At 68.6% G+C, this 15,760-nt stretch carries 14 protein-coding genes and 1 riboswitch; of the genes, 4 read left to right on the top strand and 10 right to left on the bottom strand.

Annotation, left to right across the window (positions count from 1 at the left end):
* Positions 1–41 precede the first annotated feature (41 nt).
* From OHB13_RS26690 to OHB13_RS26655, 8 genes are all read right to left on the bottom strand, one after another.
* Positions 42–1,484, bottom strand: a complete 1,443-nt coding sequence (locus OHB13_RS26690) for a dipeptide ABC transporter ATP-binding protein (RefSeq protein ID WP_328378748.1) — start codon at positions 1,482–1,484, stop codon at positions 42–44.
* Positions 1,481–2,575, bottom strand: a complete 1,095-nt coding sequence (locus tag OHB13_RS26685) for an ABC transporter ATP-binding protein (RefSeq protein ID WP_266852794.1) — start codon at positions 2,573–2,575, stop codon at positions 1,481–1,483. The genes OHB13_RS26690 and OHB13_RS26685 overlap by 4 nt, the downstream gene beginning before the upstream one ends.
* Complete coding sequence (locus OHB13_RS26680) at positions 2,572–3,582, bottom strand: ABC transporter permease (RefSeq protein WP_266852796.1); 1,011 nt, start codon at positions 3,580–3,582, stop codon at positions 2,572–2,574. The genes OHB13_RS26685 and OHB13_RS26680 overlap by 4 nt, the downstream gene beginning before the upstream one ends.
* 94 nt (positions 3,583–3,676) lie before the next feature.
* On the bottom strand, positions 3,677–5,422 hold the full coding sequence (locus OHB13_RS26675) for an ABC transporter substrate-binding protein (protein WP_328378747.1): 1,746 nt from the start codon (positions 5,420–5,422) through the stop codon (positions 3,677–3,679).
* A 46-nt stretch (positions 5,423–5,468) separates the two neighbouring features.
* Entirely contained in the window at positions 5,469–6,467 is a 999-nt protein-coding gene (locus tag OHB13_RS26670) for an ABC transporter permease (protein ID WP_328378746.1), read from the bottom strand.
* Between the two features lie 337 nt (positions 6,468–6,804).
* Positions 6,805–7,575, bottom strand: a complete 771-nt coding sequence (locus OHB13_RS26665; protein WP_328378745.1) for an enhanced serine sensitivity protein SseB C-terminal domain-containing protein — start codon at positions 7,573–7,575, stop codon at positions 6,805–6,807.
* A gap of 224 nt (positions 7,576–7,799) precedes the next feature.
* The gene (locus OHB13_RS26660; protein ID WP_328378744.1) at positions 7,800–8,549 is read right to left on the bottom strand and encodes an enhanced serine sensitivity protein SseB; all 750 of its coding nucleotides are present in this window, start codon (positions 8,547–8,549) and stop codon (positions 7,800–7,802) included.
* Between the two features lie 127 nt (positions 8,550–8,676).
* Entirely contained in the window at positions 8,677–9,372 is a 696-nt protein-coding gene (locus tag OHB13_RS26655; RefSeq protein ID WP_328378743.1) for an ABC transporter ATP-binding protein, read from the bottom strand.
* 146 nt (positions 9,373–9,518) lie between these two features.
* Positions 9,519–9,614, top strand: a riboswitch (glycine riboswitch).
* A 140-nt stretch (positions 9,615–9,754) separates the two neighbouring features.
* On the opposite strand from OHB13_RS26655, the gene gcvT reads away from it, so the two are divergent.
* From gcvT to OHB13_RS26635, 4 genes are all read left to right on the top strand, one after another.
* Positions 9,755–10,870: a glycine cleavage system aminomethyltransferase GcvT gene (gene gcvT, locus OHB13_RS26650; protein ID WP_328378742.1), complete on the top strand. Its 1,116-nt coding sequence runs from the start codon at positions 9,755–9,757 to the stop codon at positions 10,868–10,870.
* 67 nt (positions 10,871–10,937) lie between these two features.
* Positions 10,938–11,318: a glycine cleavage system protein GcvH gene (gene gcvH / locus OHB13_RS26645; RefSeq protein ID WP_266852807.1), complete on the top strand. Its 381-nt coding sequence runs from the start codon at positions 10,938–10,940 to the stop codon at positions 11,316–11,318.
* Between the two features lie 17 nt (positions 11,319–11,335).
* Positions 11,336–12,598, top strand: coding sequence for a serine hydroxymethyltransferase (gene glyA / locus OHB13_RS26640; protein ID WP_266852809.1), 1,263 nt, complete (start codon positions 11,336–11,338; stop codon positions 12,596–12,598).
* A 172-nt stretch (positions 12,599–12,770) separates the two neighbouring features.
* The gene (locus OHB13_RS26635) at positions 12,771–14,138 is read left to right on the top strand and encodes an L-serine ammonia-lyase (RefSeq protein ID WP_266852811.1); all 1,368 of its coding nucleotides are present in this window, start codon (positions 12,771–12,773) and stop codon (positions 14,136–14,138) included.
* Positions 14,139–14,166: 28 nt separating this feature from the next.
* On the opposite strand, the gene OHB13_RS26630 is transcribed toward OHB13_RS26635, so the two are convergent.
* Together OHB13_RS26630 and OHB13_RS26625 are read right to left on the bottom strand one after the other, a co-directional pair.
* Complete coding sequence (locus tag OHB13_RS26630; protein ID WP_401601579.1) at positions 14,167–14,649, bottom strand: GtrA family protein; 483 nt, start codon at positions 14,647–14,649, stop codon at positions 14,167–14,169.
* 370 nt (positions 14,650–15,019) lie between these two features.
* Positions 15,020–15,649, bottom strand: a complete 630-nt coding sequence (locus OHB13_RS26625; RefSeq protein WP_328378741.1) for a dihydrofolate reductase family protein — start codon at positions 15,647–15,649, stop codon at positions 15,020–15,022.
* Between the last annotated feature and the right edge of the window lie 111 nt (positions 15,650–15,760).

Here is a 15,760-nt window from a genome sequence, read left to right as displayed (position 1 = left end):
CAACTCGTCATGGGCAAGCCCGCGCCACCTCTCGTGGCGGACTACTTCGCGTCGGGCCCGGCCTCGGCCTCCGGATCCACCGCGGTGTCACCCGCCGCGGTGTCCTCCACCGCGGTGTTCTCCGCCGTGGCGCCTTCGACCGAACCGTCCTCGGCTGAACCGTCCTTCGCTGAACTGTCCTTGGCCGGACTGTCCTTCGCCGGACTGTCCTTGGCTGAAGCGCCCTTCGCCGGACCGCCCTTCGCCGACGGCTTCTCCGCCGCCGCGTCCTCGGCCGGCTTCGCCGCGGACTGGTCGGCCGGCTCGGGCTTCGCGACCGAAACCAGCTCGGCCGCCTCCCGCGCCTGCGGCAGCCGCTCCTCGCCCGGCACCTGGTCGGGTGCGTTCTCCGGGTGGTGGCAGGCCACCTGGTGCCCGGTCCGCAGCTGCAGCAGCGGCGGCTCCTGCACCCCGCAGATCTCCGTCGCCTTCCAGCACCGGGTGTGGAACCGGCAGCCGGCCGGCGGCGAGATCGGTGAAGGGACATCGCCCTCCAGCCGGATCCGGTCGCTCCTGGTCCCCTTGCGCCGCGGGTCGGGCACCGGCACCGCCGAGAGCAGCGCCTTGGTGTACGGGTGCATCGGCGACTCGTACAGCGACTTGCGGTCCGCCAGCTCGACGATCTTCCCGAGGTACATCACCGCGATCCGGTCCGAGACATGGCGGATGACGGAGAGGTCGTGCGCGATGATCACATAGGTCAGACCGAGCTCGCTCTGGAGGTCGTCCAGCAGGTTCACCACCTGCGCCTGGATCGACACGTCCAGCGCCGAGACCGGCTCGTCCGCGACGACGAGCTTGGGCCGCAGCGCGAGCGCGCGGGCGATACCGATGCGCTGGCGCTGGCCGCCGGAGAACTCGTGCGGGTACCGGTTGTAGTGCTCGGGGCTGAGGCCCACCAGCTCCAGCAGGCCCTGGACCTCCTTCTTCACGCCGCCCTCGGGCTCGACGCCCTGGAGCCGGAAGGGGGTGCCGACGATCCCGCCGATGGTGTGCCGGGGGTTCAGCGAGCCGTACGGGTCCTGGAAGATCATCTGGACGTCGCGGCGCATCGGCCGCATCTGCCCGGTGGACAGATGCGTGATGTCCCGGCCCTCGAACTCGACCTTGCCACCGGTCGGTTCGAGCAGCCGCGTGATCAGCCGGCCCATGGTCGACTTGCCGCAGCCCGACTCGCCGACGACGCCCAGGGTCTCCCCCGGATACACGTCGAACGACAGCCCGTCCACGGCCTGGACCGCGCCCACCTTGCGCTTGAGCAATCCCTTGGTGATCGGGAAGTGCTTGACCAGGTCGGTGACCCTCAGCAGCGGCTCCGCCCCGGTGTCCTTGGCGGAAGCCGCCGCGGAACCCTTGGACGCCTGCTGCGGAACCTTCGGTGCCTCGGAAGCCCCGGGAGTCTGCGGAGCCTTCTTCTTCTCCGCCTTCTTCTTCTGATCAGTCACAGCTTCGGCGCAATCTCTTCGGTCCAGATCTTTTCCCGCTGCGCCTTCGTCATGTGGCACGCGGAGAAGTGCCCCTCCGTGCCCTCCCGCAGCTCAGGACGCTCGGTGCGGGTGATGTTGTCCTTGGGCACGTCGGCGTACGGGCAGCGCGGGTGGAAGGCGCAGCCGGACGGCACGTTGATCAGGCTGGGCGGGGAGCCCTTGACGGGCACCAGACGCTCGGTCTGCTCACGGTCGATGCGCGGCATGGAGCCCAGCAGCCCCCAGGTGTAGGGGTGCTGGGGCCCGTAGAAGACCTTCTCGGCCGAGCCGCGCTCGATGCAGCGGCCCGCGTACATCACCAGGAGCTCGTCCGCGATCTCGGCGACGACGCCGAGGTCGTGGGTGATGATGACGACCGCCGAGCCGAACTCACTCTGCAGATCGCGGATGAGGTCGAGGATCTGCGCCTGGACAGTCACGTCCAGGGCGGTCGTCGGCTCGTCGGCGATGAGCAGTTCGGGGTTGTTGACCAGAGACATCGCGATCATCGCGCGCTGGCGCATACCGCCGGAGAACTGGTGCGGGTAGTCCTCGAAGCGCCGTTGCGGCTCGGGGATGCCGACCCGGTCGAGCATCTCGACCGCACGCGTGCGCGCGGTCTTCTTGTCGACCTTGTTGTGGACGCGGTAGGCCTCCACGATCTGCGCGCCGATGCTGTAGTACGGGTGCAGCGCCGACAGCGGGTCCTGGAAGATCATGGACATCTTCTGGCCGCGGAGATTGCGGACCCGCTCGGGCCCCGCTCCGATCAGCTCCTCGCCGTCGAGCCAGATCTCACCGGAGATCCGCGCCCGGTCCGAGTTGTGCAGGCCCATGATCCCCAGTGAGGTCACGGACTTGCCCGAGCCGGACTCGCCGACGATGCCGAGCGTCTGACCGGCCTTCAGGTCGAAGCTGACGCCGTCCACGGACTTGACCAGGCCGTCGTCGGTGTCGAAGTGGATCCGCAGGTCCCGCACCGAGAGGAAGCTCTTGGCGTCCTCGGACGGCGCACCGGCCGGGCCGCTCTTCGCGGGCTCGCCGGAACCCTTCTTGCGCACGTCGCTCATGAGAGCCTCACCCGGGGGTCGATCGCGGCGTACACAAGGTCCACCAGCAGGTTGCAGACAACGATGAAGAAGGCGGCCACCAGCGTCACACCCATGACGATCGGGAGGTCGCTGCGGGTCACGCCCTGGATGGCGTAGGCCCCCATCCCCTGGAAGGAGAAGACGGTCTCCGTGATGACCGCGCCGCCGATGAGCAGCGCGAAGTCCATCCCGAAGATGGTGACGAGCGGGGTCAGCGCGGCGCGCAGGCCGTGCTTGACGACCACGTTCCGCTCCCGCAGACCCTTGGCCCGCGCGGTTCTGATGTAGTCCTCGCCCATGGTCTCCAGCATCCCGGCCCGGGTGAGCCGGGCGTAGAGCGCCGAGTACAGGAAGGCGAGGGTGCACCAGGGGAGGATCAGGTTCCAGGCCCACTCCGCCGGATTGTCCGTGAAGGACACGAACCGCAGATCGCCCCAGATCGTCCAGTGGAAGCTGAACAGGGCGAGCGAGACGAGACCGGTGAAGAACATCGGCAGCGAGACGCCGGCCAGTGCCACGCCCATCGCCAGCCGGTCGACGAGCGAGCCCCGCTTGAGTGCGGAGAGCACGCCGGTCGCGACACCGGTGATGACCCAGATGACCGCCGCACCGACCGCGAGCGACAGCGTCACCGGAATACGCTGCTCGATCTCGGGCCAGACGGCCGAGTGGGTCTTGAAGGAGTAGCCGAAGCACGGCGCGTGGCACACCGCGGGGTCGGGCCCGAAGTGGTAGTTCGCGCCGACAACGATGCCCTTGATGAAGTGCCAGTACTGCTCGTAGAGGGGCTGGTCGAGCCCCAGGTTCTTCTTGACCGCGGCGAGCGTCGCGGGGTCGGGGCTCTTGCCCACGAACTGGGCGGCCATGGAGTCGGTCGTCTGCCCGCCGAGGCGGGGGACGAGGAAGAAGATCGCGAAGGTGACTGCGCTGACCACCAGCAGCAGCAACACCGCGGCGAATACGCGTCGGATGATGTACGCAGCCACAGCCGTGCGGCGCCGGGTCGGACGGACGGGGTAGGCCCGTCCGTCCCGGCGCCTTCACCTGCCTTTCAGGGGGTGCTGTCGATGAACAGGTGTGTTACTTGGTCGAGGTCATCAGCGCGTAGTCGTACATGCCGAGGTACGCCTGGCTGACCGTTACGTTCGCCGCCGAGTCCGGGCGGTAGAGCAGGTTCTTGCGGTAGAACAGCGGCACCAGCGAGGCGTTCTCCATCACCATCTGGTCGACCGTGCCCCAGGTGGCGTTGCGCTTCGCGGTGTCCAGCGTCCCGATGCCCTTGACGATCTCCGCGTTGATCTTCGGGTCGTTGAGCTCCATCAGGTTGGTGCCACCGGAGGCCTTGATGGCCTTGCCGTCGACGATCTGGTCGATGTAGCCGAAGCCGGCCGGCCAGTCGGCGCCCCACGCCATCATCATCATTCCGGCGTCGTTCTTGTGGACCCAGTCCGGGACGCCCGCGAAGTCGGTGAAGTACTTGTCCGACGGGAACGTCTTGATGTCGGCGACGATGCCGATCTTCTTCAGGCTCTGCTGGAGCTGCGTGGCGCTGGTGACCTCGTCGGGACGGTCGGAGCGGGCGGTCAGCGTCGTCTTGAAGCCCTTGGGCTTACCGCACTTGGCCAGGTACTGCTTGGCCTTGGCAACGTTGCCCTTGTTGCCGGCAGTCGGGTACAGGTCGAACTTCTTGTAGCCCGAGACACCCGGCGGGATGACGGTCGTCGCCGGGTCACCCCGGACCTCGCCGCCGATCGCGTCGACCATGTCGGCCTTGTCCGCGACGTACTGCACGGCCTTGCGGCAGTCGGCGTTGTCGAACGGCTTCACGTGCACGTTCAGCGCGAGGTACTGCAGCGCGCCGGCGTACGGGTCGTCCGTCTTCGCCTTCTCGGTGGCCTTGGTGATGACCTTCGGCTGGGTCTTGGACTGAAGACCGGTACCGGCGATGTCCGCCGTACTGGTGTCGTTGAGCAGGTGCTCGTCGACGGTCGTCGGCTGGACGTTGAAGTTCAGGACGATCTTGTTCGGCAGCGCCTTGCGGATCGGGTCCGTCTTCGGGTCCCACTGCGGGTTGCGGACCAGCGTCGCGCCCCGGCTCTCGCTGTACGAGGCGAACTTGTACGGGCCCGATGACACGATGTTCTGGACGTACGAAGCGCCCTTGTCGGCCTTCTGCGGCACCGGCGCCGTCTGCGAGAACGAGGCCAGGTAGTCCATGTCCGCGAACGGCTTGTCCAGGTGGAAGACGATCGTGGAGTCGTCCGGGGTCTCGATGGACTTGAGGCCGCCGGGCGACTTGTCCTTGTAGGGACCCTTGTACTTGTCGCCGCCCTTGAGGTACGTGCTGAAGTACGTGGGCCCGTTGGACAGCGCCTCACGGGCGAAGGTCCGCTCGACGGCGTACTTGACGTCCTTCGAGGTGATCACGGAGCCGTCCTGGAACTTCACGCCCTTGCGGATGTGGTACGTCCAGGTCTTGGCGTCCGGCGTGGCCTTGCCGAGGCTCGTCGCCAGGTCGGGCACGATCTTGAGCCCTTCCTTGCCCGGAGCCGGCTTGAAGGTCACCAGTGCACGCGCGTAGAGCCGGGAGAAGTTCTGCACCCAGCCGTAGTACGTGTTGCCGGGGTCCAGGGAGTCCGGGCCACTGGCGTGCTCGTAAGTGACCGTTCCCCCCTTCTTGTCGGTCTTGTTGACGATGCTGGTCAGAGCTGCGTCGGCCTTGGCGTGGCTGCCCCCGCTGCCACTGTCACTGCTCCCGCAAGCGGTGGCAGCGAGCCCCAGCGCTACCGTCGCGGCTATGGCCGCTGCCGTCTTTCTGCTCTTCATGCTGAGGAAAGCCCCCTCGGTTGTCCGGTGTGCGGCATGGCCGCGATTACTTGCCACGGGGGTCGAGTGCGTCGCGCAGCCCGTCCCCCAGCAGATTGAAGGCCAGCACGGTGATGAAGATCGCCAGGCCGGGAATGACCATGAACATCGGGTCGACCTGGTAGAGGTCGACCGCGGTGGACAACATGCCGCCCCAGGAGGCCTGCGGCGGCTGGATGCCCACGCCGAGGAAGCTCAGGGACGCCTCGAAGAGGATGTTGGTGGGGATCAGCAGCGTCGAGTAGACGAGGATCGGCGCGATCAGGTTCGGGAGCAGCTCGCGGAAGAGGATGAAGGGCCCGCGGGCCCCCAGCGAGCGGGCGGCCTCGACGAACTCCCGTTCACGCAGACTCAGCGTCTGCGCCCGGACAATACGGCCCATGTAGGGCCAGTTGAAGAAGCCGATCACGAAGATCAGTACGCAGATACGGAGCGTCAGCCCGCTCAGGCCGAACGCGTTGCCCTGCAACGAGGCGGAGATGGAGATCGCGAAGAGCAGCAGCGGGAACGCCAGGAAGGTGTCCATCAGGCGGCTGATGCCGCTGTCCACCCAGCCGCCGTAGAAGCCGGCCACCACGCCCATGACGACGCCGATGACGACCGAGAGGAGCGTCGACCCCGCCGCGACCACCAGGGAGACCCAGGAGCCCTCGATGATGCGCGCCAGGATGTCCCGGCCCGTCTGCGGCTCCACACCGAGCGGGTGACTCCAACTGATGCCGCCGAAGCTGCCCTTGGGCGCCAGCAGAGCCGGATCGACCAGGTTCTGGTGGAAGTCGTTGGGGTCGAGCCCGAACATCGCCTGGATCGGCTTGGACAGGACGGCGACCAGCACCAGCAGGATCACGACGACCCCGCCGGCCATGGCGACCTTGTCCCGCTTGAAACGCGTCCAGGCGATCCGGCCGAGTGAACGGCCCTCGATCTGGCTCTGCGTGGCCCCCGTGAGTACTGCCTCCGGCTGCGCTTCGGCAGTCGATCCGGTGGTCTCGATCGGTGCGGTCACAGTGCCTTTGACCCCTCCCGGCCGGCGGTGGCCGGCCCGTACCTGCCGCGGTGGCGGCTGCTGTGCATCAAGCGCATCGGGTGATGCCACTGTGCTGAAGTGACGGAATGTGTTCATGACTCGTCGCACAAGGGCACGACGATGCTCAATGCACGGAGTCTTCATCGCGGTTGCGATCACCCGCCAGACCTGAAGGTGAAAGTATGCGCAACCGTGATGCGCTTAATGAGCTTCCGTTATCCGGACGCCAGGACCGGCTGAGCGGAAATCTTCCTCACTAAAGCGCCAGTTCGGACATCACGCCCAACGGCCGCCATTGACGGCCCAATTGGTGCAGTCAGCCTACCGGCGGGTAGCCGTATCCCGCCGCGGGAGAGGGCGCCACATGGGCCTCACGGTCGTAAAAGGGGCGGGAGTTGGCCCGCAGCCACATCCCGACCGGGTCGTACGCATCGGACATCGCCACGGTCGAGACGGGCAGCCCCTCGGGCACCGCGGCGATCGACTGCTGCATCATCGCCCGCACCGAATCCACGGACTGCTGGCTTGTGTCGTACAGATCGAGCCCGATGGCCAGATACGGGGTGCCGAGCGCGGGCTGCACCCAGACGCGGCTCAACGAGCGGATCGCCGGGGTGTGGTGGGCGCTCTGCGTCAGCAGCGCGTAGAACTGCGGGATCTCGATGGCCGGCTCGGATAGCCGCAGTGGCCCGGCCGGCATCCGGTCCAGACCGGTGGCGATGCGCCGCAGATCGGTCCAGGGGATGCCGACACCGCCGCCGGGGGCATGGGGATTGAGCCAGATTCCCCAGTGGTCGGGGTAGAGGGAACGGGCGATGTCACGTCCTGTGACCACCTCGTGCGAACGGTTCCAGCCGGAGACCGCCAGCTCCTGTGCCGACGTCACACACGGGGCGTAACCGAGACCTTCGATCTCCATGTTCCCGTACTGGGCGTCCGGCGACCCGGCCTGGCCGTGCCAGAGCAGCATCCAGACCTGGCTGTCGGCGAGCGCCTGCAGCAGTGCCTCATAGGCGTCGTACCGCCCGGGGGTCACCTGGAGCAGCATCTGCTCGACCTGCCCGGCCGCCGTGCCCGACGCACTCACTCTGGGTCCCGCCCCTCTTCGATCCACCCGTTTTGGTCCACGCGTTGACGTTCCACCCGCCGGGACGCGGCTCGCACGGCCCGGCCCGCACGGAGCCGTTCCGTTCCGTGCGTCCGTTCCGTTCGATCCGTTCGGTGCGCGATTGGTTCCGTGCAATTTCGGCCAGTCGACGTGCCGGCCGTCCCGCGCGTCCCGCACATCCGACCAGCTTAGAGCGACCGGCCCTACAGCACCGGCCCCACGGCGTCGGCCCTGACGTAGAACGGCCTGACCTTGTCCAGCATCCAGTCGGCGACCGGATCCTGCGCCACGTCCAGCAGGACGAGATTGACCGGCCAGGGCACCTCGACCCGGTGCAGCGCCCGGCCGAGCGCGTCCATCGGGGCGTTGCGGCCCGCACCGTCCCAGGTCGCGAACTCGACCCCGACGAAGAGGACCGGGTCGCCGCCCTCGATGGAGGCGAGGGCCCGGCGCGCCGAAAGGACCACGCCCGACTCCTCGAACTCACCGGCGGCGGCGGAGAGGAAGTCGACCGGCTCCTCCTGCCAGTCCGGCTCGAAGAGCCGCACCCGGCCGCCGGTCGCCGGCCCGTCGAGAGAGGTCCGGCCGCTCCGGCACAGTTCGGCCACGGCGGCCGGCGGCAGCGGCATACCGATCGCACCGCCCGGATTCACCACGACGCCCAGCTGCGGCGGCAGCCCGCGGGCGAACTCGACCGCCGGGGCCACCGCGAAGGAGTAGTGCGAGCCGACGCACTGGAGGAACTGCGCCTCGGAGCTGAAGACGGGGACATAGGCCCCGCCCTCGATGTCCACGGTGGGCAGGTCGAGCGAACTGCTGTCCTGCCCTCCGCCGTTGGGCAGCGGGACCCAGAGGTTGCTGCGCCCCAGCACCTCGATCAGCCGGCCGCCCGCGGCGGGGTTCCCGACCGATGCGGTCAGGACCTCTTCGAGCTCATTTCCCGGCCATGCCATGTCCACCGAGGTATCCCCTTCTCACCTGTTCACCTGCCGACCGACCTTAGGGCCTGCCCTCCGGATCATCCCGCCCGATCCGAACGGAGGACCCTGACGGCCTCCCCCACGATAGAGAGTGGCGCCGTCACGCCGCCGCCCCGAACCCGATCCTGCGCAGTGCGGCCGCCGCGTCCCGGTCGAGCAGCACGACCGAACCGCACCCCGCGGGCAGCCGCGCCCGCTCGGCGTTCCGGACCAGCCCGGCGACCGCCCTGCGGTGCCGGGCGAAGGCGTAGGCGGAGACCTTCCGGCCACGCTCCGTCTGACCGGCCAGCGCCACCCCGGGCGCCACGTCGAGCAGCAGCAGGTGCAGGGCGCTCCGGCGCCGCCGTGCCGCCCTGACCAGCAGGGCGCGCACCCAGGAGTGCGTGCCGCAGTCGTGCACGACGACACCGGCACCCGAGCGCAGGACGCGCCACAGCCTGCCGTAGTGGGCGGCCCGGACCAGCGGGCGGTAGCTCCAGTACGGCAGCAGGCCGGGCATCCGGCGCTCCCAGCGGTCCCGGGTGTCCTGCGAGTCGATCCCGCGCGCCCCGGCGGCCCTGCGTAACAACGTGGACTTCCCGCTGCCCGGGAGGCCGGACAGGACCACCACGTCCCCGGCGGCGAACACCAGGCGGTCCGGGCTGCGGCCGGCCCGCCTGCGCAGGTCCCGCACCGCGGGCGGTCTGCGGCCGGCCGCCTCCCGTCCGGGCCGTACGAGCCGCCCGGGCGTCACCCGCGGCCCCCCGGATGTCACTTCGGGCGCCGCATCAGCACGCCGCCACTCCTGCCCCACCATGGTCACTCCCCCTGTGCCACCCCGTATGCCTGCGTATCCCCTGCATACCCCCGCTGAGGAAGTGTAAAGAAAGAGTAATGCGACACCGGTGGGGCGCCGCGCGCGCGGCATGCAATGATGTGCGCGCCAACTCCATACAGGCCGTTCGAATCCGCGCGGGAGAGTTCCCGGTCACCGGCCGGGGCGCCGAAGGAGCAAGTCCCTCCCTTGTAATCTCTCAGGCCCCGTACCGCGCGGACGAGGCAGATCTGAAAAGCGGGCCGCCCTGCGGTCCCACCCAAGGTGCAAGCCGTGCCTCTCAACAGGCGCCGGCGAACCTCTCAGGTTCCGATGACAGATGGGGAGGATTGTCCTCGTCTGTCATGCCCTGGGAGTACCGCATATGAGCCCCACGCCCCGCCTCACAGCACTCGACGCCCTGCACAGGTCGCTCGGCGCGACCATGACCGACTTCGCGGGCTGGGACATGCCGCTGCGCTACGGCAGTGAGCGCGACGAGCACATCGCCGTACGGACGCACGCCGGCCTCTTCGACCTCTCCCACATGGGCGAGATCACCGTCAGCGGCCCGCAGGCCGTGCGGCTGCTCGATCACGCGCTGGTCGGCAACATCAGCACCGTCGGCAACGGCCGCGCCCGCTACACCATGATCTGCCAGGAGGACGGCGGGATCCTGGACGACCTGATCGTGTACCGGCTCGGCGAGCAGGAGTACATGGTCGTCGCCAACGCGGGCAACGCCCAGGTGGTCCTGGACGCGCTCACCGCCCGCGCGGGCGGCTTCGACGCCGTCGTACGGGACGACCGTGACGCGTACGCCCTGCTGGCCGTACAGGGGCCGGAATCCTCCGGCATCCTGAAATCGCTGACGGACGCCGATCTGGACGGGCTGAAGTACTACGCGGGCCTGCCCGGCACCGTCGCCGGCGTCCAGGCGCTCATCGCCAGGACCGGCTACACGGGCGAGGACGGGTTCGAGCTGTTCGTCGCCCCGTCCGACGCCGAGAAGCTCTGGCAGGCGCTGACCGAGGCGGGCGCACCGGCCGGTCTGGTGCCCTGCGGCCTCTCCTGCCGCGACACCCTGCGCCTGGAGGCGGGCATGCCCCTCTACGGCCATGAGCTGACCACCGCGCTGACCCCCTTCGACGCCGGTCTCGGCCGGGTCGTCAAGTTCGAGAAGGAGGGCGACTTCGTCGGGCGCGCGTCCCTGGAGGCGGCCGCCGAGCGCGCGGCGGCGGCCCCGCCGCGCAAACTGGTCGGCCTGATCGCGGAGGGCCGCCGGGTCCCCCGCTCGGGCTACCAGGTCGTCGCGGACGGCCAGGTCGTCGGCGAGGTCACGTCGGGCGCCCCTTCGCCGACGCTGGGCAGGCCGATCGCCATGGCGTACGTCGACGCGGCCCACGCGGAGCCCGGCACGTCCGGTGTGGGCGTGGACATCCGCGGTACCCATGAGCCGTACGAGGTCGTGGCCCTCCCCTTCTACAAGCGCCAGAAGTGACCCACACCATCTCAGCCCGTAAGACCACCGTTCATCAGCACTCCCCCGCATCCAGGAGAATCAGGTCATGAGCAACCCCCAGCAGCTGCGTTACAGCAAGGAGCACGAGTGGCTGTCGGTCGCCGAGGACGGCGTCTCGACGGTCGGCATCACGGAGTTCGCGGCCAACGCGCTCGGTGACGTCGTCTACGCCCAGCTCCCTGAGGCCGGGTCCACGGTCGCCGCGGGCGAGACCTGCGGTGAGCTGGAGTCGACCAAGTCGGTCAGCGATCTGTACGCCCCGGTTTCCGGTGAGATCACCGAGGTCAACCAGGACGTCATCGACGACCCGTCGCTGGTGAACACCGCCCCGTACGAGGGCGGTTGGCTGTTCAAGGTGCGCGTCACCGGCGAGCCGGACGACCTGCTCTCCGCCGACGAGTACGCCGCTCTCTCCGCCGGCAACTAGGGAACTAGGGACTATCGATGTCACTTCTTGACTCCTCCCTCCACGAGCTCGACCCGGACGTCGCCGCCGCTGTCGACGCCGAGCTGGTCCGCCAGCAGTCCACCCTCGAAATGATCGCCTCCGAGAACTTCGCTCCGGTCGCGGTCATGGAGGCCCAGGGCTCGGTCCTCACCAACAAGTACGCCGAGGGCTACCCGGGCCGCCGCTACTACGGCGGCTGTGAACACGTCGATGTGATCGAGACGATCGCGATCGACCGCGTCAAGGCGCTCTTCGGCGCCGAGCACGCCAACGTCCAGCCGCACTCGGGCGCCCAGGCGAACGCCGCCGCGATGTTCGCGCTGCTCAAGCCCGGTGACACGATCATGGGTCTGAACCTCGCCCACGGCGGGCACCTGACCCACGGCATGAAGATCAACTTCTCCGGGAAGCTCTACAACGTGGTCGCGTACCACGTCGACGAGGAGACCGGCCAGGTCGACATGGCCGAGGTCGCGCGCCTGGCCAAGGAGTCCCAGCCGAAGCTGATCGTGGCCGGCTGGTCCGCCTACCCGCGCCAGCTGGACTTCGCCGCGTTCCGCAAGATCGCGGACGAGGTCGGCGCGTACCTGATGGTCGACATGGCGCACTTCGCGGGCCTGGTGGCCGCAGGCCTCCACCCGTCGCCCGTGCCGCACGCGCACGTCGTCACCACGACCACGCACAAGACGCTGGGCGGCCCGCGCGGTGGTGTCATCCTCTCCACCGCTGAGCTCGCCAAGAAGATCAACTCCGCGGTCTTCCCCGGTCAGCAGGGCGGCCCGCTGGAGCACGTGATCGCGGCCAAGGCGGTCTCCTTCAAGGTCGCGGCGACGGACGACTTCAAGGAGCGCCAGCAGCGCACCCTGGACGGCTCCCGCATCCTGGCCGAGCGTCTGGTGCAGGCCGATGTCACCGAGCACGGTGTCTCCGTCCTGTCCGGCGGCACCGATGTGCACCTGGTCCTGGTGGACCTGCGCAACTCGGAGCTGGACGGCCAGCAGGCCGAGGACCGTCTCCACGAGATCGGTATCACGGTCAACCGCAACGCCGTCCCGAACGACCCGCGCCCCCCGATGGTCACGTCGGGGCTCCGGATCGGCACGCCGGCTCTGGCCACCCGCGGTTTCCAGGCCGAGGACTTCTCCGAGGTCGCGGACATCATCGCGGGCGCGCTGAAGCCGGCCTACGACCGGGAGGCGCTGGCCGCACGGGTCACCGCGCTGGCCGAGAAGTTCCCGCTGTACCCCGGACTGAAGTAGGACCGCTCGGTCCGGATCAGTACCGTTTTGTACGAACCACGGGGCACCCCGCACACTGGACAGTGAGCAGGGTGCCCCGCACCGCGTACGCACCCCGCTCACTGCTGTACCGCGCTTCCTCTGCACCACCCCGGCAGACAACGGCGTCTACCAACACCCAAGGAGTTCTCCCGTGGCCATATCGGTCTTCGACCTCTTCTCGGTCGGCATCGGCCCGTCCAGCTCCCACACGGTGGGCCCCATGCGGGCCGCCCGGATGTTCGCCGCCCGCCTGAAGAACGAGGGTCTGCTGGCCCACACCGGATCGGTCCGCGCCGAGCTCTTCGGATCGCTGGGCGCGACGGGTCACGGACACGGCACCCCGAAGGCGGTGCTCCTCGGCCTGGAGGGCGAGTCCCCCCGTACGGTCGACGTCGAGCACGCCGACGAACGCATCGAGCAGATCCGCACCAGTGGCCGCATCAGCCTCCTCGGTGCGCATGAGATCGCCTTCGACTACGACGCGGACCTGATCCTGCACCGGCGCAAGGCACTGCCGTACCACGCGAACGGGATGACGGTCTCCGCGTACGACACCGAGGGCGCCCCGCTCCTGGAGAAGACGTACTACTCGGTGGGCGGCGGCTTCGTGGTGGACGAGGACGCCGTCGGCGAGGACCGCATCGTCCTCGACGACACCGTCCTGAAGCACCCCTTCCGCACGGGCGACGAGCTGCTGCGGCTGACCCGGGAGACGGGTCTGTCCATCTCCGCGCTGATGCTGGAGAACGAGAAGGCCTGGCGCACCGAGGCGGAGATCCGTTCGGGGCTGCTGGACATCTGGGGCGTCATGCAGTCCTGCGTCGCCCGCGGCATGTCCCGCGAGGGCATCCTCCCCGGCGGCCTCAAGGTCCGCCGCCGCGCGGCCAACTCGGCCCGCCAGCTGCGCGCCGAGGGCGACCCCCTGGCGCGCGCCATGGAGTGGATCACGCTCTACGCGATGGCGGTGAACGAGGAGAACGCGGCGGGCGGCCGTGTCGTCACCGCCCCCACGAACGGCGCGGCCGGCATCATCCCCGCCGTCCTGCACTACTACATCAACTTCATCCCCGGAGCCGACGAGGAGGGCATCGTGCGTTTCCTGCTCTCGGCGGGCGCCATCGGCATGCTCTTCAAGGAGAACGCCTCCATCTCCGGCGCCGAGGTCGGCTGCCAGGGCGAGGTCGGCTCCGCCTGCTCGATGGCGGCGGGCGCCCTGGCCGAGGTCCTGGGCGGCTCCCCGGAGCAGGTGGAGAACGCGGCGGAGATCGGCATGGAGCACAACCTCGGCCTGACCTGCGACCCGGTCGGCGGCCTTGTCCAGATCCCGTGCATCGAGCGGAACGGCATGGCAGCGGTCAAGGCGGTCACGGCGGCCAAGATGGCGATGCGCGGCGACGGCAGCCACAAGGTGTCCCTCGACAAGGTCATCAAGACGATGAAGGAGACCGGCGCCGACATGTCGGTCAAGTACAAGGAGACGGCGCGGGGCGGGCTCGCGGTGAACATCATCGAGTGCTGAGAGAGCCTCGGGCAAGTGGGGACCGGGCTCAGGCGTCGGACTCGTCCGGCGCCGCGGGTATCACCCGGAACACCCAGGTTCGGTAGGACCAGAACCTGAAGAGGGTGGCGACTCCGATGCCGATGAACTTGAATACGTTGCTCTGCAGCGGGCTGTCCCAGCCGAAGCCATAGGTCGCCAGATAGAGGATGCCGTTCTCGATCACCAGGCCGATGGCGCTGAACAGCAGGAAGAGCCCCATCTCACGGGTGCAGCCGCTCTTGTCCCGGTCACGGTAGGCGAAGTAACGCAGCCCTGCGTAATTGAAGGCGATCGAGACGACGGTGGCGACCACGCTCGCGCTCACCACCGGTATCGAGGTGGCGTGGCGCACGAGATTGAACACCAGAAGATTGACCGCCACGCCGGACACCCCGACGGCTGCGAATTTCACGACCTCCCGCGCCTTCGGAGGTGGCGCCTTCGGAGGCGGCGATGCCACTCGTACCGCTTGCTCGCCTCTTACGGACATCGGCACAGTTCCTTCGCTTCGCGGGAGGGCTGGGGGGCGATGTTCTGCACCCCACCGCGCTCACACGCGTGATGGGGGCGTGGAGCATGGGGCCGGTGGCGGAACCGGGCATCCGGCACCCGGGCGCTGACTGAGACAGGTGGCTGCCCGGGCCACTCGGCCGGGCTTCCGTACGGGGAGAGCCGTACGGAAGCGGCTGCAGGAGGCAGCCGGCGGCGGTTGTGGTGTGGTGGCGCTCCCTCGTGGGGACGCTCCCCTGTGGGGTTCTGCGCGACACCGTCCCCTCCAGACTCCCACTGGAAGTCGGCCTGTCAAGGCGATCAAGAAGCGGCGGGATCGGGGGGCTGGAGAACCATCGTGACCTGCACCCTCACTCCTGGTCGTCCAGCTGGAACGATCCGTACTCGGGCTTCCCCGCCCGCTCATAGGCGCAGTACTGCACGCCGACGCTGGTCACGCGGGATTCCGTGAGCGTCCAGGCGGCAGGAGCGGCGCCCTCGGCGAAGAGCCGCTTGCCGGTACCGATGATCACGGGATTGACGAGCAGCCGGTACTCGTCGACGAGGTCGTGCCGCTGCAGGGTGCCGATGAGGTCGCTGCTGCCCTGCGTCATGATCACGCCGTCGAGCCGCTCCTTCAGCTCGGCGACGGACTCCTCGGCTTCGCCCTTCAGGAGATGGGAGTTGTGCCACTCCAGGCTGCTCCGGGTGCGCGAGGCGACGTACTTGGGCATGGCGTTGAGTTTCACGGCGATCGAGTCGTTCTCATCGGTGACGCGAGGCCAGTGGGCGGCGAAGATGTCATAGGTCTTCCGGCCGAGCAGGAGGTGGTCGGCCGTCTGCTCGAAGATTCCCGTCATGAGGACCATGAAGTCGTGGTCGACGTACGGGACTTGCCAGCCGCCGTACTCGAAGCCTTCGTCGACGTCCTCGCCCGGGCCGCCCGGGGCCTGCATGACGCCGTCCAGAGTGACGAACGCGGTGACGATCAGCTTGCCCATGATGCTGCCTTCCGAGTGCGAACGGTACGGAAACTGCCTGCACCAGGGTTGACTCCCGGGCCGTCGAGAACTCATCGCCCACTGCCCGGCCGCCCGTGACACCATTCCGGT

The sequence above is a fragment of the Streptomyces sp. NBC_00440 genome (assembly GCF_036014215.1).
Lineage (GTDB): Bacteria > Actinomycetota > Actinomycetes > Streptomycetales > Streptomycetaceae > Streptomyces.
This window is presented reverse-complemented; position numbering and strand designations above follow the sequence as displayed.

Excerpts from the sequence above, each read along its gene's own strand:
- OHB13_RS26685 (WP_266852794.1), bottom strand. The coding sequence starts at position 2,575 with ATGAGCGACGTGCGCAAGAAGGGTTCCGGCGAGCCCGCGAAGAGCGGC.
- OHB13_RS26675 (WP_328378747.1), bottom strand. The coding sequence starts at position 5,422 with ATGAAGAGCAGAAAGACGGCAGCGGCCATAGCCGCGACGGTAGCGCTG.
- OHB13_RS26660 (WP_328378744.1), bottom strand. The coding sequence starts at position 8,549 with ATGGCATGGCCGGGAAATGAGCTCGAAGAGGTCCTGACCGCATCGGTC.
- OHB13_RS26655 (WP_328378743.1), bottom strand. The coding sequence starts at position 9,372 with ATGGTGGGGCAGGAGTGGCGGCGTGCTGATGCGGCGCCCGAAGTGACA.
- gcvT (WP_328378742.1), top strand. The coding sequence starts at position 9,755 with ATGAGCCCCACGCCCCGCCTCACAGCACTCGACGCCCTGCACAGGTCG.
- gcvH (WP_266852807.1), top strand. The coding sequence starts at position 10,938 with ATGAGCAACCCCCAGCAGCTGCGTTACAGCAAGGAGCACGAGTGGCTG.
- glyA (WP_266852809.1), top strand. The coding sequence starts at position 11,336 with ATGTCACTTCTTGACTCCTCCCTCCACGAGCTCGACCCGGACGTCGCC.
- OHB13_RS26630 (WP_401601579.1), bottom strand. The coding sequence starts at position 14,649 with ATGTCCGTAAGAGGCGAGCAAGCGGTACGAGTGGCATCGCCGCCTCCG.
- OHB13_RS26625 (WP_328378741.1), bottom strand. The coding sequence starts at position 15,649 with ATGGGCAAGCTGATCGTCACCGCGTTCGTCACTCTGGACGGCGTCATG.